The sequence below is a fragment of the Nocardia sp. NPDC050630 genome (assembly GCF_044457245.1).
Lineage (GTDB): Bacteria > Actinomycetota > Actinomycetes > Mycobacteriales > Mycobacteriaceae > Nocardia.
Window position 1 is genome coordinate 92,708 of sequence record NZ_JBITGN010000013.1, and the last position, 24,095, is coordinate 116,802.

Annotated in this window: 14 protein-coding genes; 3 read left to right on the forward strand and 11 right to left on the reverse strand. The window is 65.0% G+C overall.

Features of this window, described 5'->3' with window-relative positions:
- Positions 1-31: 31 nt before the first annotated feature.
- A complete protein-coding gene (locus ACIBG0_RS28400) occupies positions 32-961 on the reverse strand; it encodes an NADP-dependent oxidoreductase (protein ID WP_397036399.1) in 930 nt (309 codons plus the stop codon).
- Positions 962-1,065: 104 nt separating this feature from the next.
- On the opposite strand from ACIBG0_RS28400, the gene ACIBG0_RS28405 reads away from it, so the two are divergent.
- The gene (locus ACIBG0_RS28405; RefSeq protein WP_397036401.1) at positions 1,066-1,467 is read left to right on the forward strand and encodes a winged helix-turn-helix transcriptional regulator; all 402 of its coding nucleotides are present in this window, start codon (positions 1,066-1,068) and stop codon (positions 1,465-1,467) included.
- Between the two features lie 64 nt (positions 1,468-1,531).
- On the forward strand, positions 1,532-1,693 hold the full coding sequence (locus ACIBG0_RS28410) for a hypothetical protein (RefSeq protein ID WP_169811244.1): 162 nt from the start codon (positions 1,532-1,534) through the stop codon (positions 1,691-1,693).
- A gap of 205 nt (positions 1,694-1,898) precedes the next feature.
- On the opposite strand, the gene ACIBG0_RS28415 is transcribed toward ACIBG0_RS28410, so the two are convergent.
- Positions 1,899-5,267 (reverse strand): arabinosyltransferase domain-containing protein, encoded by a 3,369-nt coding sequence (locus ACIBG0_RS28415; protein ID WP_397036404.1) that lies wholly within the window; start codon positions 5,265-5,267, stop codon positions 1,899-1,901.
- A 274-nt stretch (positions 5,268-5,541) separates the two neighbouring features.
- Here ACIBG0_RS28415 and ACIBG0_RS28420 point away from each other — a divergent pair, with 274 nt between their 5' ends.
- Complete coding sequence (locus ACIBG0_RS28420; protein ID WP_397036406.1) at positions 5,542-6,039, forward strand: peptidylprolyl isomerase; 498 nt, start codon at positions 5,542-5,544, stop codon at positions 6,037-6,039.
- A 59-nt stretch (positions 6,040-6,098) separates the two neighbouring features.
- On the opposite strand, the gene ACIBG0_RS28425 is transcribed toward ACIBG0_RS28420, so the two are convergent.
- From ACIBG0_RS28425 to ACIBG0_RS28465, 9 genes are all read right to left on the reverse strand, one after another.
- Positions 6,099-7,643, reverse strand: a complete 1,545-nt coding sequence (locus ACIBG0_RS28425; RefSeq protein WP_397036407.1) for an acyl-CoA carboxylase subunit beta — start codon at positions 7,641-7,643, stop codon at positions 6,099-6,101.
- Between the two features lie 23 nt (positions 7,644-7,666).
- A complete protein-coding gene (pks13, locus tag ACIBG0_RS28430; RefSeq protein ID WP_397036409.1) occupies positions 7,667-13,099 on the reverse strand; it encodes a polyketide synthase Pks13 in 5,433 nt (1,810 codons plus the stop codon).
- A 106-nt stretch (positions 13,100-13,205) separates the two neighbouring features.
- Positions 13,206-15,122: a long-chain-fatty-acid--AMP ligase FadD32 gene (gene fadD32 / locus ACIBG0_RS28435; RefSeq protein ID WP_397036411.1), complete on the reverse strand. Its 1,917-nt coding sequence runs from the start codon at positions 15,120-15,122 to the stop codon at positions 13,206-13,208.
- A 192-nt stretch (positions 15,123-15,314) separates the two neighbouring features.
- Positions 15,315-16,355, reverse strand: coding sequence for an LLM class F420-dependent oxidoreductase (locus ACIBG0_RS28440; RefSeq protein WP_397036413.1), 1,041 nt, complete (start codon positions 16,353-16,355; stop codon positions 15,315-15,317).
- 314 nt (positions 16,356-16,669) lie between these two features.
- A complete protein-coding gene (locus ACIBG0_RS28445) occupies positions 16,670-17,662 on the reverse strand; it encodes a cutinase family protein (protein ID WP_397036415.1) in 993 nt (330 codons plus the stop codon).
- Complete coding sequence (locus tag ACIBG0_RS28450; RefSeq protein ID WP_397036417.1) at positions 17,659-18,174, reverse strand: DUF732 domain-containing protein; 516 nt, start codon at positions 18,172-18,174, stop codon at positions 17,659-17,661. The genes ACIBG0_RS28445 and ACIBG0_RS28450 overlap by 4 nt, the downstream gene beginning before the upstream one ends.
- A gap of 102 nt (positions 18,175-18,276) precedes the next feature.
- A complete protein-coding gene (locus ACIBG0_RS28455; protein ID WP_397036625.1) occupies positions 18,277-20,079 on the reverse strand; it encodes an alpha/beta hydrolase-fold protein in 1,803 nt (600 codons plus the stop codon).
- A 199-nt stretch (positions 20,080-20,278) separates the two neighbouring features.
- A complete protein-coding gene (locus ACIBG0_RS28460; protein WP_397036418.1) occupies positions 20,279-21,316 on the reverse strand; it encodes an alpha/beta hydrolase in 1,038 nt (345 codons plus the stop codon).
- Between the two features lie 1,350 nt (positions 21,317-22,666).
- A complete protein-coding gene (locus ACIBG0_RS28465) occupies positions 22,667-23,770 on the reverse strand; it encodes an alpha/beta hydrolase (RefSeq protein ID WP_397036420.1) in 1,104 nt (367 codons plus the stop codon).
- Positions 23,771-24,095 lie beyond the last annotated feature (325 nt).

A 24,095-nucleotide genomic window follows, 5' to 3' on the forward strand; every position in this document is an offset into this window, starting at 1 on the left:
TCCCGCTTCGGCCTGAACACAATTCGCTGGGTCAGGAGATCAGAACGAGGCGGCCGCGCAGGCCACCTGCCGCGAGCCGCTGTTGGGCGTCGGCAACCGCATCCAACGGGTAGGTTTGCGCTACGCGGAGGGTGAGTTGGCCTTTGTCGACCAATGCGACGAGTTCGTCGAGTTGGGTGCGGTCGGCGTGGACCAGGACGGTGGTTACCTTGGTGCCGCGCAAGGGGATCGGCGTGGCTGGAACACTGATGGAGACGAAGCGGCCGCGGGCGCGGACGGCGGCGAGGGTTTCGGGGCCGAGGGCGGCGGCGTCGAGGGCCGCGTCTACGCCGCCGGGTATGAGGGCTCGGACGGCATCCGGAAGGTTCACTTCGCGGGGGATGAAGTCGGTGGCGCCGAAGGATCGAACGGTGGACTCGTCAGCAGCCGACGCAACGGCGATTACTCGAATACCTCGCGCTGCGGCGAGTTCGACGGCATAGCCGCCTACCGCGCCTGCCGCGCCGGTGATGAGGAGGGAATCGGCAGGCGTCAGGTCGAGGGCGGCTAGGGCCTGAAGGGCGGTGAGGCCGTTGAGCGGGATGGTGGCGGCGGCGGTCGCTGGTACGGAAGTCGGTGCGGGGGCGATGTTTTGGGCTTCGAGGACGACATAATCGGCTTGGGCCGCCAACGAGATGTCGAGACGGTCGCTGATGCCGATCACCTGCTGCCCCACCGTGAAATCGACACCGGAACCGACGGCGTCGACGACACCGGCGACATCCCATCCGATTCCCCACTGATCGCGCGGGGCGGCGAACGCAGTCCCGCCGACACCATTTCGAACCATGAGATCCACCGGATTGACCGTCGCCGCGGCCACTTTCACCCGAACCGAACCCGGTCCCGGCTCGGGCGTCGGCACCTCGATGATCTCCGCGACTGCCTTCGGGCCGGGTCGCCGGACTACTACCGCACGCATGGCACTCCTTCTCGCTTATTGGATTACCTCGACAAACTAGGTCGAGTTACTATCTGTCGGGTAGTAGTTACCTAGAAGTGCGTAACGGGCGGCAGGGAAAGCAGATGGCGACAACGACCGCGGCACAACGCCGCGACCTGGCAAAACAGCAATACGACGCCTACGTGGCCGAATGCCCGACGCGCCATCTTCTCGACCGGATCAGCGATAAATGGGTCAGCCTGATACTCAACGCCCTCGCCGACGGCCCGCTGCGCTACGCCGAGATCAACCGCATCATCTCCGGCGTCAGCCCCAAAATGCTCACCCAAACCCTGCGCACCCTCGAGCGCGACGGCCTACTCGAGCGTCGGATCACGGCCGAGGTGCCGGTCCGGGTCGACTACGAACTCACCGCGCTCGGTCATAGCCTGCAGCCTGTGATGCGCGCCATAAAAAGATGGGCCGAGGAGCGCATGGACGAAGTCCTCGCGGCCCGCGCACGTTACGACGGTGAACCAGCGTGACCATGTCGTAAATGTTGGTCGGGAAAGCCTTCCCACCGGTGAAGCTGGCCGTAACCTTTTATTCATGACCGCGGCCTTCGATGATATGGATCTGCGTGACCTCGTCGGACTGCTCACCGAGGATGAACTACGGGAGCTTCGACCGGCGGTGCTACGCGTGTTATCCCGCCAAACCCCGCAAGAGTTGCTCCGTCGTGAATTGGGCCTACGCATGGCGAAGGTCTAGTCCGCAAACCGTCATCCACCAGGCCGTTGCGTCGGCCAGCACAGCCGACGCCGCGGCCTTTCGTCGCTGCGGGGCACTGTTGACCTGAGCGCACCTGGCGTCCGGATTTCCCGGAATCCGGACACGAGTGGACGCTGAGTACAACTCGGTCCCCGAACGAGAGCAGGCCCGCCGAATTTTCGACGGGCCTGCCTTCATTCACGACCTAGAACACGCGCAGCTGGCCGGGCGACCACAGCCCCGACCGGCTGACCGTACCCGTATCCAACTTGGCCGGAACCGCATTCGGGTAGTACTGGTCGTACCGCTCGAGTGAACCCCAGTCCCGCGCCCAGTCGTTCTTCAGATACGTCGGAACGGTGCTCGACTTCGCCAGCATCTGACCGAAGCCGAGGAGACCACCGAATTCCTCGGCCTGCCAGGTATTCGTCGAGCTGATGGCCAGCGGACGGTCCGGCAGAATCCGGTAACCGGGCACCTCGGCCACACCGTTCTTGTGGTCCAGCGGCCGCTGGCACGGGAACTGCAATCCGACCGCCCAGTCCAGCAGCACCGGCTGATCGGAGCCGATGAAGCTGTTCAGCGTGGCCAACTTCGGCATCCGCGGCGGGGTGAACGCCAGCCACTGATCGCCGATCAGAATCGGGTCATTGGCGACAATGCGGACCGCATCGGCATCGGGTGCGATCTCATCGAGCGGGATACGCAGATTGCGCCACGACGGGAACGGACCGATATCGCGCGGCAGGTAGGTGCCGAGCATCTGCACACTGCCGTCGGGCAGGTGCTTGCCGTAATCGACGGTCAGCGACTGGCCGTACTTGGTGTCGCCGGTGTCGTCGACGGACAGGATGCGGCCCGCGGCCGAGATGACCACCAGCGGATGATCCTCCGAGCGCGGCGCCAGCTGGTACCAGCTGGAGACCAGATGCGCGGGCTGCTGCACGCCCTGCTGGTAGCTGCCCATCACCGGCGTGGTGGCCGGATCGAGGCCGAAGGGCAGGGTGGCCCGGCTGCCGTTGACACCGGTCGCGCCGTAACCGCCGTCGGTGCCCGCGTTCTGACCGTCCGCGCCGACCGGACCGACCGACTGCGTGGAGGTATTGCCGGTCCCCGGCTTCACCTCGATGGTGTCGGCGCTGAGCTTCTCGGGCACACCGTTCGGATCAAAGCCGACCGGATCGGCGCCGGCCAGCGGATCGCCGTTCTTGGGCGGATTCACCGGATCGATGATCGGGGTGAGCATGCCGTTGCCCTTGTTCACATCCGGTTCCACCAGCACGTCATTGGCGAGACCGCACGAATTACCCTGCACCGAATCGAAATTCGAGCGCGCGAGCGAATAGGCCGGGTACTGCGACACCGCGCCCTTGAGCAGCGAGCACACCTCGAGCAGCACCATCAGCGCGGCGACGACGGTCAGCGGGATCGCGGCGAACTTGCGAATCCGCTTGCCGCGCACCGACTTCGCCGACGGCTGCGGCTTGGTGTAGTCCTCGCGCAGCGTCGCCCATGCGACCAGTGCCAGCGCCAGCCCGAACAGCACCAGCATGAACGTGTTCGACTGGTAGCCGTGCAGCGAGATCCGCTTGTCGAACCACGGCACGCCGAAGCTGGACACATACCAGTAGCCGTTGATGCCCGAGAAGGCGATCGCGAGCACGAAAAGCAATCCGGCGAGGAAGATCGCCCGATTCTTCCTGGCCCGCAACGCACTTGCCGAAACCGCCACCGCGGTGACCGCGGCCAGTGATCCGGCGATGCCCGCGTACGCGCCGAAGTGGTGGGTCCACTTCGTCGGGTTGAACATCATGAAGAAGATGGTTCCGAACACCACGCCCATCAGCCGCCAGGTCGGACCGCTGGCGATGCCGGGAACCTGCCTGCGCCGCAGCAGCACCAGCATGGTGGTGAACAGGCACAGCAGCATGATCAGGAAGGCGAACCGACGCGACAGCGATCCGTCGACCGTCTCCACGAACAGGTAGTAGTAGCGCAGGTAGTCCTCATACCAGGCCAGATTCGGGCCGGTCACCTGCCGCACCCGGTTGGCCTCCTGGATACCGGCGAAGGTCTGGTCGCTGTAGACCACGATCAGCACCAGCAGACCCGCGGCCGCGATCGGCGCGAGCAGCGGCAGCGTCGAACCCCACTTGCCCACCCCCTGCGCCGCGAACTGCCGATGCCGCCGCACCACGATCCGCACCAGCGGCCGGATACCGGCGAGCAACGCTGCCACACACATAAGACCTGTCGGGGCCGCTGCCAAGGTGAATGCGGCCACCAGAATCGCCACCGCGGTGGGCAACAGCCGACCCGTCGCAATGGCCCGCTCGATCGACACCCAGGTCAGCAGCGCGCCGAGCGCGACGATCGGCTCCGAGCGCAGACCGTTGTCGAACGGCAGCCAGAACGCCAGGAAGACCAGCCCACCGGTCCACAGCGCCACCTTGCTGTTGCGCACCCCGCGCCCGAGCCGGGGCACCACTTCGCGGCTGATCACCATCCAACACAGAATCGCGCAGAACAGCGCGGGCAACCGGACCCACGGGCTCGCGGTGGAGATCTCCGAGAAGGCCTGGATGACGTAGTAATACCAGCCGAACGGCGCCTCCGGCACGCCGTACCACCGGAAGTAGTTGGCCATATAGCCCGCGTGCGGCGCCACCCGCACCATGCTCAGGATGTAGCCGTCATCGGAAGTATTCGCACCCACGAAATGCCACAGCAGCAGTGTGCCGATTACCGCGCCGTCCGCCCAGTTCGGCTTCAGCCAGTTGGCGGGCAGGAACCGGCGGTGCCCGCGCCCGTCGCTGCCGTCGAGGCGAGCCAGTGCGCCGAGCGCGATCAGCGTGCACAGCACCGCCGCGATCATCGCGATCAACTTGACCGGCGTCGGGCTGGAGGAGAACCGAGTGTCCACCGTCATGTGGTACGACAGGCCGGTGGGCACCGCGCCCTTCAAATCGGTGAAGACGCCGACCACCTGCGGCCGCAGATCACCGTTGAGCTGCCCCTCGACCGGTACCTCGACCTTCTGCGTTGTCCCGGGCGCCGCGCCCTCGACCGGCCGCTCGATCGTGGTGGTCACCCCCTCGAACGCAGCCCTGGTCCGATTGATATCGGAGCTGATGGTGATCGACGTGCACGCGCCCAACTGCGCACGCTCGGCCGAGGCCACCACGGCATTGCGGTCGACCACATCCACGGTGGTGTCCGAGACCCGCACGAACATCGCCTCTAGCGAGGCCCGGTCGCCCTGCGGCGGTGCGGTGGCCAACAGCATCCCGCCGTAACTCGGCAGCTGGTCGACCGCCGAACACGGAATGCTGGCGGTGAGATCGATCGGCACCTGCGACATCAGCGGCGCCTGCACGCTGTTGAGGGCCCCGTCCTGCGGCCAATTCAGCGTCGCGGTGGTCTGGCTGACCGGTAAGAACGGAGCTGTCAGCGCGAACAATGCGCCGAGCGCGCCGGCGACCAGCGCGACGAGGCGCGCGGTTCGGAAATCGCTCGGTGCGACTTCGGGCGCGGCGGGCGGTTTTGTCAAGACAGCGGTAGCGGCGTCGGGCACGGTTCGCAATGGTAGCTGTGTTTAATTGTCGTGGCTTCGCCGCGACGCGTTCGCGGCCCCTGGATGGGCAGCGAACGGCGCATGCTCGATCTCGCTTCGTTCGAAACCTGAGCTGAGGCGCGTCGTCGACAACACCGGTATGTGCAGCAACCAGGGAACTGGTGCGGCTTCGCAGTGCCCACACGGGCGCGGCTACCACGCTGGCGGCCATCATGGTGAGCAAAGTCGACCCGAACTGCTGACCAGTTGCCATGGGGATGGAAAGGTGGGCTTTATGACAAAGGTGAATCTCGAAACCAACTACGGACAGATCGTGCTGGAGCTCGACGACGCGAAGGCCCCGAATACCGTCGCGAACTTCGTGAATTACGTGAACGCCGGCCACTACAACGGCACCATCTTCCACCGCGTCATTCCGGGTTTCATGATCCAGGGCGGTGGCTTCACCCCTGAGATGCAGCAGAAGGGCACGCAGGCCCCGATTCAGAATGAAGCGAACAACGGCCTGAAGAACGACAAGTACACCGTCGCGATGGCCCGCACCAACGACCCGCATTCGGCCACTGCGCAATTCTTCATCAACGTCTCCGACAACGCCTTCCTGAACCACTCCGCGCCGACCGCGCAGGGCTGGGGCTATACGGTCTTCGGCAAGGTGGCCGAGGGCTCGGAGGTGGTCGACAAGATCGCCGCGGTCTCCACCGGTTCGGCGGGCATGCACCAGGATGTGCCGCAGGACGACGTCATCATCGAGTCGGCGACCATCGCCTGACTTGCGCTGACACGCAACGGCATCGGGCCGCAGTCCATCCGGGATGCGGCCCGATCACGTCAGAGCGGCAGCAGGTGATGTTTGCGTGGGTTGCGGATGAGCGCCTTATCGCGCAGCAGATGCAGGGCACGACGAAGTTCCAGACGGGTGGTCGAGGGCTCGATAACCGCGTCGATATAGCCGCGCTCCGCGGCGACCCACGGCGTCGCTACGGTCGCGTTGTAGAAGTCGATCATCTGCTGACGCACCGCGGCGCGCTGATCCTCCGGCGCCGCTTCGATCTGTCGGCGACCGATCAAGCTGACCGCACTTTCGGCGCCCATGACCGCGATCCGCGCGGTCGGCCAGGCCAGATTCACATCCGCACCGAGCTGTTTCGAACCCATTACCGCGTATCCGCCGCCATAGGACTTGCGGATAACCACGGTCACCTTCGGCACGGTCGCTTCGACGTAGGAGAACAAGAAGCGGCCGCCGCGCTTGATGACGCCGATCTTCTCCTGTTCCACACCGGGTAGGAATCCCGGTGTGTCGACAACGAATACGAGCGGAATATCGAACGCGTCGCACATCCGCACGAAGTGCGCGGCTTTATCCGAGGCCCTGGCGTCGAGCGCACCGGCGGACACCATCGGCTGATTCGCGACCACACCGACGCTGCGGCCGTCCACCCGCGCGAATCCGGTGATGACATTGCGTCCCGCCGTTGCGCCGATCTCGTGGAAATCACCGTCGTCGAATATGCGCAACAGGATGTCGTGCATGTCGTACCCGGCGTTGTCCGAGTCCGGGACGATCGAATTCAGTTCCAGATCCGATTCAGTGATCTCCGGCTCCAGACCAGGATTCACGATCGGCGGCTGTTCCTGGCAGCTCGTCGGCAGGAAGCCCAGATACGCACGCACCCATTCGAACGCTGACTGCTCATCATCGGCGACGTGATGGATATTGCCGTACTGCGCTTGGCTATTGGCGCCACCGAGTTCCTCCAGGCTGACGTCCTCGCCGGTGACCTCCCGGATCACACCGGGCCCGGTGACGAACATGTAGGCCTCGTGGGTGGCCACCACAACATCGGTATTGATCGGGGCGTACACCGCCCCGCCCGCGCATTTGCCGAGGATCATCGAAACCTGCGGCACCATCCCGGAAAGCGGCTCGACGCGCAATCCCAGTTCGGCGTACCAGGCCAATGAGGTCACGGCCTCCTGTACCCGGGCGCCGCCGGAGTCGTTGATACCGACCACCGGGCAGCCGACCTTGGCCGCGAACTCCAGGATGGCGGCGACCTTGCGGCCGAACATTTCTCCGACCGAACCGCCGTAGACGGTCTGATCGTGCGAGAAAACCGCCACCGGCCTGCCCTCGACGAGGCCGTGCCCGGTCACCACGCCGTCGCCGTACAGCGCCGAAGGGTCACCCGGCTTGCGCACCAGCGCACCGATTTCCACGAAGGTACCCGGATCGAGCAACATATTGATCCGGTCGCGAGCGCTCGGGATTCCCTTCTTCGCCCGCTTCGCCACCCCCGCTTCGCCCGCCGGTTCCTGCGCTAATTCAAGTCTTTTGCGCAGATCGGCGAGTTTCTCGGCAGTAGTGCTCACTTACACCCTCTCATCAGGCACCCCTATGGGGCAATCACAGCAAGTTTCGCGGTGAGGTCGGCTCCGATCTTGCCGATCCGCGGCTCGTCAACGATCTGGAGGTGGTCACCCGGAATATGTATAACCTCGAGGTTCGGAATGTATTCATCCCAACCGCCATTGGGCAAGCGGTCCGCGAAGCGAGGCTCGAGCTCGATCGCGCCGTCGTGGTAACGATCGGCCAGATAGAGCACTACCTCACCCTCGTAGCGCGCGGGCCGCATCTTCTGCAACGCCCGGTTTTCGATCCAGGACGTGCGCTGATGTTCGAGCACGCCGCCCGGAATCTTGGTGCCGCTGATCTTGACCAAATCGCTGATCATCTTGAACTGATCTTCGTCATCGGCCAACGCGAGCTCTTCCAACTGCTCCTGTGGCAGTTCACCTTCGACGCCATAGGTCTTCTTCGCGAAGGCCTGATAGCGCTCGATGCGACGGATCCGCTCCTCGGGACTGTTGTCCTCGGGCTCGGCCGGAATGGCCAGATCGATCAGGCCGACCACTCGCACATCAGCGCCCTCGTCGCGCAGCTCCTGCGCGACCGCCAGCGCGAGCACCGCGCCGAGCGACCAGCCGTACAGTACGTACGGTCCGTCACCCTGGATCTTGCGCAGCTGCGGCACGTACTGCTTGGCACGTTCCTCGATCTCGCCGTCGGCCCGTTCTATGCCGTACATCGGGGTGTCGGCGGGCAGACGCTTCAACAGCGGTTCGTAGACCAGGGTGTTGCCGCCGGCGGGGTGGAAGACAAAGACCGGCACCGCATTCGAACCATCGGCACGCGGACGCAGCGTACGTACGTAACCCTCCACATCGGCACCGCTGTCCTGCAGGTTGCGCACGATATCCGCGAGCTGTTCGATGGTCTCGCAGTCGAGCACATCATCGACGGTGACCTCGGCCTTGACCCGCTCGGTGAGTCGGGCCGCCAACTTCTCGGCGACCTCCTCCTCCAGAATCGGCAGGGTATTGAAGATGCCACCCGCCGACTTACCGGTGACGATCGCCCAGGTCGCGAAGGTCAACCGCTCGGCGGCATCACGCGGCGGCACATCGTCCTCATCGGCGGTGGCGGACTGACCGCCGAAAATCGCAGCGGCGTCGGTGGGAGCCGCGGCAGCAGCCACCGCCTCGGCCGCGCCGACCGCGGTAGTGTTCTCGGCGTCCAGAGCGCGTTCGATCGCAGCGTCGTCGGCCTCGGCCGCAGCACCCGGCTCGGGAGTGGCCGGGGCAGGCGCGGCAGTACCGGTGATACCGGCGGCCGTCTCCGCTTGGGCGACGATCTTCTCGGCTTCCGCCTCCACCGAGGTGTTCTCGGCATCTAGCGAAACCCCTTCACCGGCAGCGGCATTCGACACCACAGCCGTCGGATCCGCACCGGCGGCGACCGCAGCACGTGCCGCCGCGATGAATCCGCCGTCGACCGCGATCTCCTCACCGGCCGCCTGCTTATCGGCGATGGCCTGCACCTCGTCGCGGTGCTCGATGGCATAGCGCAACACCTTGCCGACCTCGGTCAGGTTGGCGTCGCGCACGGCCTGGATCTGCAGCTGGGGAATATCGAATTCGTATTCGACGCGGTTCTTGATGCGCATGGCCATCAGCGAATCGAGACCCAGCTCCATCAGCGGGATCTCCATCGGCAGATCCTCGACCGCATACCCCATCGACTCCGCGACGATCAACGCCAGCCGCTCCTCCAGGGTCTGCGTGCCCGCCGGATCCCAACGCTCACCGAAGGTTTCGACGACCTCGAGATCGGCGTTCCCGGTGGTCGCGACCTCGGTACCCGCAACCGGAGCTGCGGCAACGGGTTCGGGCAGCGGCGCACTCGAGGCGACGACCGCTTCGAACAGCAGCTGGAAGCTCGCACCCTCGCGCGCATGCACCTGCACCGACGCGCCACCCAGGTGTGGAATCAACGTCGTGGTCAGCGTTCCGGTGCTCGGCAGCACCGCGTGCGGAACCGACGCGCCCAATGACACGTCGCTGAGCACCTGTGCCGCAGCGGATTTCACCAGCACCGCGAGATCGGTGACGGCCGAGGCCTGCACCTCCCACGCGTGCCGACCATCCGGCAGCGCGACATGCGCGCCGGGCACACGAGCATTACCGCTGCCGGTGGCCATCTTCGCCTTGGGCCAGTACGGCTTGCGCAGGAATGCGGTCCGCGGAATATCGGCGTAGTCGCCCGCGGGGAGCAGCGACGGCAGATCGACGCGATGTCCGTGCACGTAAAGCTGTGCCAGCGCGGAGATCACGCCCGCCGACTCGTCTTCCTTGCGCTTGAGGGTCGGGATGAGCTGCGCATCGTGCACGCCCGCCGCGAAAGTCGTGCCAAGAACCTGCATCAGCGCAACGGAATTCGGCGCCAACTCCAGGAAGGTAGTGTGGCCCGTGTCCACCGCGAGCTTCACCGCGTTGGTGAAGTACACCGAGTGGCGCATGTTCTTGACCCAGTAGTCCTCATCGTGCACCGGGTCGCTGCCGGGCCGGTAGAACTGTTCCTTGTTGACGGTCGAATACAGGCCCGCCGTCAACTTGGTCGGCTCGATACCGGCCAGCTCCGCCGCCAACTCACCGAGCAGCGGATCCATCTGCGAAGTGTGTCCCGCGCCGCGGGTCTGCAGCACGCGAGCGAATTTGCCCGCCTGCTCGACCTTGGCCACGATCGCCGCGACCTGATCCTGCGGACCACCGATCACGGTATTCGTCGGCGCCGCGTATACCGCGCATTCGACATCCGGATAGTCGACCAGCAGCGCCTCGACATCGGCGGCGCTCAGCTCGACCAGCGCCATATTGCGCACGTCGTCATCGCTGATCATCGCCTCGCCCTCGCCCATCAGGCGCGAGCGGGCACAGATCACACGGACCGCGTCCTCGAGTACGAGACCACCGGAGATATAGGCCCCGGCCACCTCACCCATCGAATGGCCGACCACCGCGTCGGGTTGCGCACCATGCGCGCGCAGGAGTGCGGCCAGACCGATCTGAATGGTGAAAATGCCTACTTGTGAGGTGCCGACGTTGTAATCCTGGGCATCGTCCAGGATCATCTCGCGCACCGAATACCCGGCCTCGTCCTGCACCAGTTCGTCGACCTCGTCGACGGTCTTGCGGAAGATCGAATTCTCCAGGTAGAGCTGCTTACCCATCTTGCGATGCTGAGCACCGAATCCGGAGAGCACCCAGACCGGGCCCTGCACGGCGGGCGCGTCCGCGGTGAACACACCGGGACCCGGCTTACCTGCGGCGATCGCACGCAGGCCAGCAACGGCCTCTTCGTGGGTCTTGGCGACGACGACGCCACGCGAACGCCAGTGGCTGCGCTTGGCCAGCGAACGCGCAACATCCTCTAGCGGAGCGTTACGGCCTTCCTCGGTTTCCAGCCAGTCGGCCAGCTCCGCGGCAGCGCGGCGGCGGCGCGATGGCAGGTAGGCCGATACCGCGAGGATCACCGGCAGCGGTTCGACCCGCTCGGTCGACCATTCCGCAACAACCCCTACGTCTCCTGCACCCTGCTCGGCACTCTCCGCGACTATCTGATCGGCCTCCGCGACCACATCTGTGGCCTCGATATCCGCGTCGATCGTTTCGCTCTGGTCTACCGCCTCGTCGGCCTCGGCACCGAGTTCCGCGACCTCGTCTGCCGAGCCAACGATCTCGTTCTGGTCAGCCCCGGCCCGAGTCGGCTTGTATTCCTGGATGACCACGTGGGCATTGGTGCCACCGAAACCGAAGCCGGAAACACCGATGGTGGCGGTACCGCTGTAGCGCGGGAATTCCGTCGGCTCGTCGACGACCTTCAGGTGGGCCTGCTCGAACGGGATATACGGGTTCGGCCCGGCATAGTTGACGTTCGGCGGCAGCACGTTGTTCTGCAGCGCCATGACCACCTTGGCCAGGCTGGCAGCGCCTGCACCGGACTCCAGGTGACCGAAGTTCGTCTTCGCCGAGCCGAGCAGCGCGGGCTTGTCGTCGTCGCGACCGCGACCGACCACTCGGCCGAGCGCATCGGCCTCGATCGGGTCGCCGAGCAGCGTGCCGGTGCCGTGCGCCTCGATGTAGTCGACCGTGGACGGCGCGATGCCCGCATCCCGATAGGCCCGGCGCAGCACATCGGCCTGCGCATCCGGGTTCGGTGCGACGATGCCGTTGGACCGGCCATCGGAATTGACAGCCGAGCCCTTGACCACCGCGAGAATGCGATCACCATCGCGTTCGGCGTCGGCCAGCCGCTTGAGCACCACCAGACCGGCGCCCTCGGAACGGACCATGCCGTCGGCATCGGAGGAGAACGCCTTGATACGGCCGTTCTTTGCGACCGCGCCGATCGAATCGAAGCCGAGGGTGATCGCGGGGGCCAGCAACATATTCACGCCGCCAGCCAAGGCCAAGTCGGCGTCACCATCACGCAGCGCGCGCACAGCCTGGTGCACCGCGACCAGCGTGGACGAGCAAGCAGTGTCGACAGCGACCGAGGGGCCACGGAAGTCGTAGAAGTAGGAGATCCGGTTGGCGACGATGGCCGAGGATCCACCGGTCAGCGCGTACGCATCAGCCGAGGCGGGTGCATTCGGATCGGACTGCCCCAAGCCGAGTGCGGACACCATCGCGAAGTCGTTGGTAGAAGTGCCGACGAAAACGCCGACCGCCTCGCCCTTGAGTTCGCTTGCGGGAATCCTGGCGTGCTCCAGTGCTTCCCAGGTCAGCTCCATCATCAAGCGCTGCTGCGGATCGACCCGCTCGACCTCGATCGGGGACATCGCGAAGAACTCCGCATCGAAGCCCTTGACTACGTCTTGGTCGAGGTAGCCGCCCAGGGTGTTGCCCTCGGCGACCTTCGCGGCCACCGCCGGGTCTTCGGTGAACTCGTCCCACCGCCCCTCGGGACGCTCCCGGATCGCGTCACCACCATTGATCAGGAATTCCCAGGTCGACTCGGGGGTGTCACCCGCGCCCGGCAGCCGGGTGGACAGGCCGACGATCGCGATGTCGTGCGCATCGCCCGGCTGATACCCGGCCGTGTAGAACGAGTCGTTACCCGACTCCTCCGGCAACTCCGGCACACCGTTGATGACGACCTCGGCCAGCGACGCGATGGTCGGATGCTGGTAGACGATCGTCGCCGTCAGCACCACACCGGTCAGCTCTTCGATATCACCGCCGAGTGCGATGGCATCGCGTGAGGCCAGCCCGAACTCCTCCATCGGCCGGTCCACCGTGATCTGCTCGATCGGTTGACCGGTCGCATCGGCGACCCAGCGCCGCAGCCACTCCCGCAGCTCCGCGACCGACATATCGGTCGTCGCGGCGGGTGGCGCAGCCTGCCCGGCGTCAGTGGTATCGACCGCGTCCGCATCGGCGGGCACGATCTCGGTCGTCTGGTCGGGCGTGCCCTCGTTGTCAGCCATCAGTTCCTCAAGCTACCTGTCTGCGTACCGGGCACGCCGCGAATCGACGCCTGACGTGGGAAGTCACCTCAGGTGTCGATAGCCGGGTCGAGCCACGCTCGGGCAATTACTCTTCCGGTGCATCGGGGAAAGCCTGCTGGGTGTAACCACCCCGCAGCGTTCCCTCCAGATAAGCAGTCTTGCAGGCGCGTCGAGCGATCTTGCCGCTGGAGGTCCGTGGAATCGAACCGGCGGGGACCAAGAGCACGTCGCGCACGGTCACACCGTGGCGCTGGGAGATGGCCGCGCGGACCGCGTCGGCGATCGGCAGCGGGTCGGCCTTACCGGCGCCCGGTCCGCGCTCGGCCACGATGACCAGCTGCTCGGAGGCGTCGTCGGCATCGAAGCTCAGGCCGGAATGGCTGCCCTGTTCGAATACCTCGGCGGGCAGCTGGTTCGCGGGCACCGAGAACGCGGCGACGAAACCGGGTCGCAGCGCCTTCGAGGCCTCCTGCGCGGAGAACTCGAGGTCCTGCGGGTAGTGGTTGCGGCCGTCGACGATCACGAGGTCCTTCACCCGCCCCGTGATGTACAACTCGCCCTCGAAGTACACACCGTAGTCACCGGTGCGCATCCAGTTGGCGTCGAGTTCGGTGCCCTCGGTGTGGCTGCCCTCGACGAGACGATGCGTGACCTTGTTGTGGAAGGTCGCCGCGGTCTCGTCCGGACGACCCCAGTAGCCGATGCCCATATTGTTGCCGTGCAGCCAGATCTCACCGACCTGACCGTCGGCCAGCTCGTGCCCGCCGCCGTCGGAATCGACGGTCTCCGGGTCCACGATGGCGGCCCACTGCGACAGCGCGACATAACCGCAGGAGACCTGCGCGATGGCGTTTTCGGCGCCCTGCTCGACTCGGATCATGCGGCCCGCATTCAGTTCGTTGCGGTCGACGTAGACGACCTTTGCCTCGTCCTCGGCCTTGGTCGCGGAGACGAACAGCGTCGCCTCGGCCATGCCGTAGCAGGGCTTGATCGCGGTCTTGGGTAAGCCATAGGGGGCGAACGCGTCGTTGAACTTCTTCATCGACGAAGTGGTCACCGGCTCGCTGCCGTTGATCAGGCCGATCACATTGGACAGATCCAGCGACTCGCCGTTCTTCGGCAGACCGCGCGCGGCGGCGTGCTCGAAGGCGAAGTTCGGTGCGGCGGCGAAGGTTCCGGCGCCGTCTTTATGGGCGGCCAGTTCCTTGATCCAGCGGTACGGGCGACGCACGAACGCACTCGGCGACATGATGGTGATGTACTTGCCGCCGACCGCGGGCAGGATCACCGTCAGCAGACCCATATCGTGGAACAGCGGCAGCCAGGTGACGCCGCGCGAGTTCCAGTCCAGGTTGATCGCGTCGACCATCTGCAGCAGGTTGGTGCCGACCGCCCGATGGGTGATCTCGACACCGGCCGGAACGCGGGTGGAGCCCGAGGTGTACTGCAGGTAGGCGATGTCATCGACCGCGACATCGGGACGCACCCAGCTCTCGCCGACGGCGTCGGGGATCGCGTCGACCGCGATGATGCGCGGACGTTGGGCGGCGGGCAGCGAGCGGAAGAACTGGCGCACACCGGCCGCGGAGGAGCTCGCGGTCAGAATGGCCGAGGGTTCACAGTCGCCGAGCACCGCGTGCAGGCGGTCGGTGTGGCCCGGCTCGTCCGGGTCGAACAGCGGCACCGAGATGGTGCCCGCGTAGATCGCGGCGAAGAAGGAGATCACGTAATCCAGGCCCTGCGGGGCCAGGATCGCGACCCGGTCACCCGGGTTGGTCACCTGCTGCAGTCGAGCGGCCACCGCGCGCAGCCGAATACCGAACTCACGCCACGTCAGCTCCTGCGCCTCACCGTCACGCTCGCGCGAATAGTCGATGTAGCGGTACGCGAGGGTGTTCGCATCGTTGCGGGTGTGCTTCTCGACGTGGTCTACCAGGGTGTGATCATCGGGAATACGGATGTTCCCGGTCTCATCCAGGTAATCGTCGAAAGTCTCGTCCATTCCTTCATCTCCTCCGAGGCACACGCAGCAAGACGGCGACAACGCCGCTGTTACCTGTGAGGCCCCGACTCGCTATCGCCCGCGGGTGCTCTACATGCGAGAGCCAGCCTGCAGATTTTATTGCGGTCTGCGCGGTAGACCGCTATCGGCTAGATGTTCTCAAACCAGAGTCATGTTACAGAGAAGACCGGGTCACTCCCCCCGCAGCAGCGGAATAATCGGCGCGAACGCGTCCATCTGGGTTGGGAATACACCGACATAGGACATCGATGTGAGTTGCCGCACCTGACGGATCTGTTCGGCGATCTCCTCGAAGGTGCCGATTGCCACATAGGGCGAGGCGAGGATTTCCTCGACCGACAGTTTTACGTCGACCTCGAGGTCCGGGTGCAGTCCGCGATCGATGGCCGACAACGCCATCTCGGCGGTCTTCTCCCGGTCGTCGGTGATGACGATCGCGGTAATGGCCCAGTTCAGCTCGATATCGGCGAAACGCTCACCCGCGGCTTCCTTGATCAGGTTCACCTTCTCGATGGTCTTTTCCAAGGTGATCCCGGACAGCAGTCCCTTGCCGTTCTGGGTAGTGACCGGAACGACCGAAATGATGTCGGCGTGCTTGGCGGCCAGCCGCAGCATCTTCGGACCGCCGCCGCCGGTGCAGATCGGCGGGCGCGGACCCTGCCGCGGCCGTGGCGTGCCCTTGACACCGTGCACCTGGTAGTACTTGCCCTCGAAGGTGCATTCCTGGCCGCGCAGCAACACATCGAGGATGGTCAGGGTCTCGTCCAACTTCGCCAGACGCACGCCCGGCGATTCGTACGGCAGACCAGCGGCGACGAATTCATCCTGCTTCCAGCCCGCACCGATGCCGACCTCGAGGCGGCCCTTGGACAGCACATCGATGGTGGCCAGGTCCTTTGCCAGCACCACCGGATGCCGGAAACCGTTGGCCAGCACCGAGGTTCCCAGCCGGATCCGCTCGGTGGCCTGGGTCAGCGCACCGAGTGCGGCGATCGGGCCGATCTGGTCACCGAGGTGATCGGGCACAACGAAGGTGTCGAAGCCGTATTCCTCGGCCGTCTGCGCGGTCTGGACGAACTTCCTGGCCCCGCCCTCTTGCTTATTTCCCTCGCCCGCGGCCGCGAAGCGGAAGGGCCGCAGCGGAGTACCCAGCGCGGTCGACTCAGCATCCGCGTCACGGCTCGCCGTGGTGGCCGGTGCGGCTTCTGTCATGAACTCATGCTCCTGGCTGTAAGGAAATGTGGGCGCGACACCCGGCCACATCGTGCCCACGCTTCTGGGGGCTCGAGGGCCGGCGTCGCGATCATCAGGCGCACTTTACAGCGTTGTGGTGTGTAGTCGCCCAGGCTTGCGTCACTAGCACCGCGATCAGGCTTGTTTCATGTGATCAGTCACCAAGGAAACAACTGGTTTCGTGCACACATGGGTAACTCGCCGGGGACGCCGACAGGCTCACCCGCACTCGACCATCGGCCCGCGACGACACTGTCGAGGCTCCCACGACCGACATAGGTCCGGGGAGGCGGTCAAGCATGGGCGGGATGAGGCGCTGCCTCGATCAAACCGGTGGCCCAGTTCACTGTCCACTGCGTCGCGGTGGTGCCATCGCCGTCCACCACGTAACTGTTGTAGAGGCTGTGCACCGGGTTACCGACCGCTCGGACCAGGGTCAGCACGCTGCCGACGATGTTCAGGGGACTCAACGCATCGCGCGGCGAATCGCAGATCATGTCACCCGGCGCGCAGATGGTGTAGGTGCGATCGGCGAGCGCGCCGAAACCACCCTCCCTGGCTCCGGTCATCGTGATCCCGGGCACCTTCAACCCGTTGAGCGAGACCTCGGCGCCCACTCCGGCGGGCGGGGTGCCGATCTGGATGGCCTGGCCCGGTCCGTTGTCACCGGTGCGGCGACCGTCGGCGATCAGCATGACGCCCAGTACCTTGTCCGCGGGTACCGGCCCCTTGCCCGCGCCGATTTGACCGGCGATATCGCCCGCGATCACCGCGCCCTGAGAGAACCCGGCGAGCACATAGGTGGTCAGTGGGCAGTCGCGATACCGATTCGACATCGCATCGAGCGCGCGCTGCCAGCCCTCTGAGCGGCTGTTGTTATAGGACTGCTGACCGTCCGGCGGGATCGCGATCGGATTGGAGAATTGCGCGACGTAGGGAACGGTGTAGACATCCAGCCGTCCCTCCGGGAACTGCTGGGATACCGGCCCGGAGACGTTGAGCATCAACGAGATCGGATTGGCCGTCGGATTGTGCGGATCGTCGTTGCTATTCGATTCCCAGGTACCGGGTATCGAAATCATCTGCACATCGGGACACCAGGCCGGCTGAGAGGTCGGCGGTGTCGGTGGCGGCTTCGGACCGGGCTTCGGCTTGCGCAGCGGACCCGCGAGCACGAACCACAGCAGCAGCGCGATGACGAGGACGAGAACTACCAGACCGATGAAGAGCAGACATCCCGCCGGTTTCCGGGACCGGCGGGAGGCCGAACCGGGACGCGCACTCACTGGCAGTACGTCGACTTAGCCGTATCGATGTAGATCCTGCCGGCCTTTTCCACCGGCATCTTCGCCGGATCGAAGGACGGATCCGATCCGGCCATCGCCGAGACGAAGGTCATCAGATCCTGGTCGGAGGCATTCGCCGCGACGCCCTGGCAGACGTAGGAGCCGATGCTCAGTGCGATATCCGGGGTGGACGGGGTGATGCCGGCAGCTTTGAGCGCGTCGAGGAACTTCTTGTCCTTATCGGTGAGCTTCGAGGTGTCCTCGGGGACGGCGTTGGTCGGGACGGGCTGCGGACGCTCCGGCGTCGCCGTATCGGTGGGCGTCTCGGGGGCCTGCGACGGCTGACCGGTCGCAGCGGCGCTGGTCGAGGCGGAGGTCGCCGCCGCCGTAGTGGTGTGGGACAGCGTCGGCGTACTCGTCGCCGTCGAATCGTTATTGCCACAAGCGGCAAGCAAGCCGGTAGCGGCGATCCCCACGACTACGCCGATAACCTTTCCGCGGGTCCGATGCATGAATTCGTGTCCTCGATCTGTTCGCTAAGGGGTCGGGTCGCCACCCAGGCTAGAGGAAAGCCAACCATAGGTGCAGCCGGTCAGCAAACAGACCGGTTGGAATTAAATTCCGTGGACCTCCGGTTTGCCGTCGTGCACGGTAATGAATCCGGTCTGGAAATTCTGCTGAGTGCCGCCCGGGATGGCGAACTCGTCACTGATCGGATACCCGAGCCTGCCGTTCTCGTAGCCGACCACCGACCACATATCCATGATCGGACCCGAACGCACCAGCCACGCACCCGAGAGCGGGCTCCAGTAGATATTTCCGCCCTCGAACTTGCTGTAGCGGCCGAAATCCTTGCTCGGCGCCTCGTCGGCGGTGGGAAATCCGAGTTGACTGTTCTCATAACCCAATTCGGCGTACTTGCCGAGGATCATCCCCTGCACATGATGTACGCCGGTCTTCGCGCTGTAGTAGAACGGGCCGTTTTCGAAGGACTGAACCACACCGTCCTTACCAGGGGTCTTGGTCTCCGGTCCGGTGGGATATCCGGCCGGGCCGTGCTCGAAGCCCTGCCGGCCCCATTCCTCCAGAATCGCGCCGCGCACCACCTGGGCGCCGGTGCGCGGGGTCCAGTAGAGCAGGCCGTTCTGGAAGGCCTGCATGCGCCCGCGGCCATCCGGCAGCCCGCGCTCGTCTTCGGTGGGCAGACCGAGCGAACCGCTCGGGCCGAGCGCGGCCTGGTAGCCGCCACCGATCATGCCGCCGACCGCGTGCGCACCGTCGGCCTGCGAATAGAAGACCCGACCGCCCTTGAAGTCCTGTGCGATACCGCCCGCCACCGGGTACTCAGCGGTAAGGCATTCGCCGAGCCAGCCGTTTCCGCCGACCAGGGCGGCGATCGCGCCACCGGTCTGACACGCCGGTTTATTCGGATCGACCCCGAGCGCGGCGGCGGCCTGCGGCCAGGACTGGCGCATTTCGAAATCCCAGTACGGCCACGAATGTGTGCCGGAGGGACGGTAATTCACCTGGGCGGGGATGGATAGCTTGGCGAGTTTGGTCACGAAGTTCTGCGAGGTCAGCCGGGACAGGATCTCCAAGCCCATGCCCGCGTAATTGGTGCTGATCCCAGGAATGCCGCTGGCCTGGTCGAACGGTCCGGTCGAGCCGTTACCGCTGGAGATGTACAGACTGACGCCCTTGAGCTTGTCCGCCAATGCATATGGGTCGTGGCTGTCCCATTCCGGACCGCCCGGCGGACCCCACATGGCCGCCGAATCGAATCCGCCGGCATCATGCATGGCGAACTGGATCGCCTGCGGCATACCGAGGGTGGTCGTAGTCAGCACGCCAGAGTACGACGCAGCGTATTTCGCGAAGTTCGGATTGCGTGCGGCCAGGAACATCGCGGCCGTGCCGCCCATCGAAATGCCTTCCATGCCACGCACATCCGTGGTCCGCCACTGACTCTCCAGCAGCGGCGGAAGTTCCTTGGTCAGGAAGGTCTCCCATTTGTAGTTGCGACCGTTGTCCGGCTGCAGCCAGTCGGAGTAGAAGCTGGACTGACCGCCGACCGGCAGCACCACCGTGACGTTCTTATCGGCATAGAAATCCACCGCACCGGCGTCGTGGGTCCAGCCGCTCTCCTCATCGGTGGCCCGCAGACCGTCGAGCATGAGCAGAGCTGGGAACCTGGCCTCCGGGCGGGCGTTCCAATCCCGGGCCAGCAGCAACTGCACCTGGATCGGGGTGGCCATCGATGGCGAATTGATCCACAGCGCGACCCGCCGATCGGTCAGCCATACCACCCGCTGCACCGCCGTACCGACGGCCGAAGCGGCGGCGGGCTGGGCGTTTGCCGGCGCGGTCGCCGGGGAAATGCTGGATACGAGTGGGAGCACGGTGGCGATCGCAAGCATCGCGACCCGGCCGCGGGTCACACGTCCGTCACGCCGCGCCCATTTGCCGAATCCGAGTCCTGCCACACGTGTTTCCTACCCCGGTTGCGACGTGGTTGCCGGTAAGACACGCGGATAGTCTTTCCGCCCGAAAATGCGAAACGGCGCCGCCGCTTCCATTCGGAAGCAGACGGCGCCGTTAGGCGTCTAGACCCTCAGCTCACCAACCGCCGGTGGCGTCGAGGATGCCGTTGTGGGAATTCCACAGCTCACCCTCCCAGTACTTCCACGAGTGGGTACCCGCGGCCGGGAAGTCGAACTGGGCCGGAATGCCGAGCGAGGCCAGGCGAGACTGGAACGCACGGGTGTTCACCAACGAGAGCGCCTCCAGCGCCATACCGTTGGCGGTGTTGAAGTAGCCGACGGCCGAGTTCGGGTTGTCGTACTGACCCGGCAGACCGCTGGCCGCCGAGATGTACATCGGCAGACCACGCAACTGCGGCGCGAAGACGAACGGGTCCATCCGCAGCCACTGCGAGCTCCACGGCGCGGCCATCGAGTCGACGTTGTAGCGGCCCGCGTCCAGCATCGCGATGCGGATCGCCTCGCGCATGCCCGGCGCGGAGATGTTCAGGTAGCCGGAGTAGGACGCGGCGTACTTGAACTGGTCGCGGTGATAGGCCGCCAGTGCCAGCGCGGCCGAACCACCCATCGAGAGACCGACAACCGCGTTGTTCGTGCGCGACACACCGTAGCCCTCGAGGAAGGCGGGGAGTTCCTTGGTCAGGAAGGTCTCCCACTTGTAGGTGGTCTTCTGGCCGTTGGTGTTGCTCGGGCTGTACCAGTCGGCATAGAAGCTCGACTGGCCGCCGACCGGCATGATCAGCGAGATGTTGTCGTTGCCGAACTGCTGGAGGGCATTCGTCTCGAACGACCACGCATTGCGGTCGTCACGTGCCCGCAAGCCGTCGAGCAGATACAGCGCCGCGTTACCGCCGCGCGCCGCCCACTGCACCTGGACCTTGATCGGACCCATCTGGGACGGGACCATCAGATCCTCGAGGCCGCCCGACGGCGTCCGCAGCGCGGGGCCGTGCACCGGCGCGGCCAAGGCAACGGTCGGGCCCGTCACGCCTGCGGCGATCGGTAGCGCCAACGCCGCGGCACCGACAGCCAGAATTCGATTCCGCCAACCACGAGGCGTGCCTCGCCGTCCCGACTTGGTTCTCTTCGGCGCGGCCGCCCTGCCGAAACCCATGAATCCTGCTCTCTTTCTGCTGTTGTGGTGTCACCCGTAGCCCATGCGGGCCGGGCAACACCCGTGCTGCCAACGAGACGCGCGTCACATGTACACCGGTACCCGACATTCCGGCACAAGCGACGGCGCTACAACGATCTGGTCACACTTGCGCTCGCTGGAGGTTATTCGACGTGCGAAGCCTTAGCAAGACCGGGGTATTCGAGTGACCGAATTCCGCCCGTTCACAAGCTGTGATCGTGCGGAGACCTTATCGCGTTCGACCGGAGATGTCGTGTCGGAACGGGAATTTCGGACAAAGATTAGGGGGTCAGTAGGGAGTCTCAATCCTGACCCGAGGTGCCCACTCGGATCCGGCACCATCTCGAGCCCTCGGTCGGCCCAGTAGCGTCAGGTGTGCGGACCGACCGCCGAAGACCGTGTTCGTCGAGCCGAGCGAATCGAGCCGAGCGAATCGAGCCGGGGCGAATCCAGCGGGAGCGAATCCAGCCGGGGCGAATCCAGCCAGGCCGAAAGACGCGAGTTTTCCGCCAGCGCACGCTCCCCAACGTCGTGTGCCGGGATCGAGTCGACCCGACACGTTGATCACATCGAGCGCACCATATCGTGCCCGAAATACTCAGCCCGAATGCGAACCGGCAGAGCGGAATTGGTCGGGTGATTTGCCGCCAACGTCAGCGCCGCGCTGCCGTCCACGGGGATGGAAGCCGAGACGGTGGCGCAGGCCCAGAGGACAGATTCTGGATCAGAAAGGTTCCCAGACGCGGACGCCCTGCTGCCCCTGGTATCGGCCGGTGCGAGCCAGGGCCGAATAGAAGCTGGATTGCACGCGACGTGACAATGTTGATATTCACCGACGCCGCGAGTGCGCCAAGACCGGCGACCGCAATTCCGACCTGCAACGCCAGTGCGAGCGACACCCGACCATGGATCGCCGCAGCAATCTATTGGCAACTGTTCTGCGAGGCCGCAACGTCGACGTCTCACCCGTAGGAGCATTGTTGGTCGCTTGCGTGCACGAGAATCAGCACTCGGCGCCAACGCTTTCCCACCCACTGTGGTTCTCGGCGTTACCCCTCTCATGGGGTAAATCTTCATACGCACCCGGACAAAAAGCCGCCGCTATGTCGGATCGTGATGAAGTCCGGGAAATAACCGCGCGAAGTCACACCACGGACCTTCGCGGGCATGCGGCACCGAAACTTCCGAGTTAGCGACCATACAGTTAACCAGTAGGCAAATGCGTCGATACGGACCAGAACAAAGCCGCCTGGTCCGTGCGCCAGGCGGCTTGTGCTCCGCAACACCTGCTCGCGCGGAGCGATCGAGCGTTCGCGGTGATCGAATAACTCAGCCGATATTGGCGGACATGTCCGGAATCATCCGATAGGCCTCGTCCTGCCAGTTGGTCCACGCATGCAGACCGGCGGACGGGAACGAATACACCACGTTCTGCGCCCCCAACGACATCATGCGGACCTGAAATGCCCTGGTATTCGCCAAGGCGATCGCTTCGAGCGGCGCGCCTCGCATGATGCGGTCCGCGGCAACCGGAAACGGGATGTTGACATCGTCGGGCATCGGTAATCCACTCCCGGCGGCGACCCACACCCGGGTGCCGTTCCCGATCAAGCGGGGCGCGAAGACGAACGGATCCATCCGCAGCCACTGCGGGCCCCACGGCGGCGCCATCGAGTCCACGTTGTAGCCGCCCGCGTCGATCATCGCCGTCCGAATCGCCTCCCGCATTCCCGGCGCCGAAATATTGAGGTAGCCCGAGAACGAACCGGCGAAGCTGAACTGGTCCGGGTGATAGGCCGCCAGCGTCAGCGCGGCACTGCCACCCATCGAGAGCCCGAACACGCCATTGCGATTCGGGTTGAAGCCCAAGCGATCCCGCAGTGCCGGTCGCAATTGCTGGGTCAGGAAGGTTTCCCAGTCGTATCGATAGCTCTTGCCGGGCCCTGCCATAAAGGCTTCTGTCGCACCGGATCCGGTGGACGAACCCGCCGAGCCCGGCGTGACGCCGAGAAAGTTGCTCGGCGCGTTCCAGTCCGCATAGAAGCTCGACATGCCGCCGACCGGCATGACCACATTGATATTCCAGCTCGCGAGGACCTCGGGGACGTTGGTCTCGATCTCCCAGCCATTGAGCGTTTCCGGCGCCCGCTGGCCGTCGAGCACGTAGACGACGCGGTTGGTATTGCCGTCCGCCGCGCGCAGCACCCGACTCTTGATCGGGCCCATTACCGGGGAATCGACCCAGAAGTCGAAGGCCGCGGGGTTCAAGCCCGCCGATGCGGTGGCCCCGCTGCCCGCGATGGCGATCCCGAATGGCAGCAGCATTGCTGTCGCCACACCGAGCACCCATTTCTTCGCCCAGGAACCGCTGCCCACCCCGGCCGAGGAACTGGCCGAGCTTTCGGGCCTACCTTCCCAGCGCACACATCGCATTCGACTCGACCTTTCATCCAGGCAGCCAGTCAGCTAATTTCACGCAATCTCAACCGGCTCCTCACCGGGTGCAAAGATGGTTCATCCTGTCCGAAACAGACATTTCACCTGCATACATGCAGCACATACATCAATCGCCGGCGAATGGTTACATGTTGCTGGAAAGTGATTCACCCCACAACTACCGAAGGCGTCCAGCCGCTGATTCGTTGTCAACGGGGGTTTCGGACCGATGCGAGCAAACAAAAAAACCGCCCGGCGTGCGAACACGCCAGGCGGTCAGCTCACCGCATTACCAGCCCCATTCGGAGCGAGTCTTACGAGC

Coding starts and splice junctions, on each gene's coding strand:
- ACIBG0_RS28400 (WP_397036399.1), bottom strand. CDS start 961: ATGCGTGCGGTAGTAGTCCGGCGACCCGGCCCGAAGGCAGTCGCGGAG.
- ACIBG0_RS28405 (WP_397036401.1), top strand. CDS start 1,066: ATGGCGACAACGACCGCGGCACAACGCCGCGACCTGGCAAAACAGCAA.
- ACIBG0_RS28410 (WP_169811244.1), top strand. CDS start 1,532: ATGACCGCGGCCTTCGATGATATGGATCTGCGTGACCTCGTCGGACTG.
- ACIBG0_RS28420 (WP_397036406.1), top strand. CDS start 5,542: ATGACAAAGGTGAATCTCGAAACCAACTACGGACAGATCGTGCTGGAG.
- pks13 (WP_397036409.1), bottom strand. CDS start 13,099: ATGGCTGACAACGAGGGCACGCCCGACCAGACGACCGAGATCGTGCCC.
- fadD32 (WP_397036411.1), bottom strand. CDS start 15,122: ATGGACGAGACTTTCGACGATTACCTGGATGAGACCGGGAACATCCGT.
- ACIBG0_RS28440 (WP_397036413.1), bottom strand. CDS start 16,355: ATGACAGAAGCCGCACCGGCCACCACGGCGAGCCGTGACGCGGATGCT.
- ACIBG0_RS28450 (WP_397036417.1), bottom strand. CDS start 18,174: ATGCATCGGACCCGCGGAAAGGTTATCGGCGTAGTCGTGGGGATCGCC.
- ACIBG0_RS28455 (WP_397036625.1), bottom strand. CDS start 20,079: ATGCTTGCGATCGCCACCGTGCTCCCACTCGTATCCAGCATTTCCCCG.
- ACIBG0_RS28460 (WP_397036418.1), bottom strand. CDS start 21,316: ATGGGTTTCGGCAGGGCGGCCGCGCCGAAGAGAACCAAGTCGGGACGG.
- ACIBG0_RS28465 (WP_397036420.1), bottom strand. CDS start 23,770: ATGCGATGTGTGCGCTGGGAAGGTAGGCCCGAAAGCTCGGCCAGTTCC.